The sequence below is a fragment of the Micromonospora deserti genome (genome assembly GCF_003236335.1).
In the GTDB taxonomy this organism is placed as follows: Bacteria; Actinomycetota; Actinomycetes; order Mycobacteriales; family Micromonosporaceae; genus Micromonospora; species Micromonospora deserti.
In genome coordinates this window covers 1-255 of sequence record NZ_POUB01000609.1, presented here as the reverse complement: position 1 = coordinate 255, position 255 = coordinate 1, and the positions used below count along the sequence as shown (strand labels likewise).

Below are 255 nucleotides of genomic sequence, written 5' to 3'. Positions count from 1 at the left end.
CACCACGGCGGCCCGCTCGTCCATACCCGACTTCTTCGTCGCCGCGATGATCGCCTTCACATTGCCGACCTGCTCATCGGACAGGTCGATCCGCGACTGCCCGCCCTGCGTACCGTGCGGGATCAGCTGGCCCGTGTCCGGCTTGTCCACCTGCACCGCGGCGGTGGGCTTGACCGCCTCAACCGGGGCGGCGTGAGCGGTAGCCGGGCCGGCGAACACGCCACCGGCGAAGGCCAGACCAGCAACACCAAGAAC

At 69.4% G+C, this 255-nt stretch carries 1 pseudogene; it reads right to left on the bottom strand.

Annotated elements, in window-relative coordinates:
- Window positions 1–255: pseudogene (locus tag C1I99_RS32140) on the bottom strand (hypothetical protein); the annotation flags it as partial.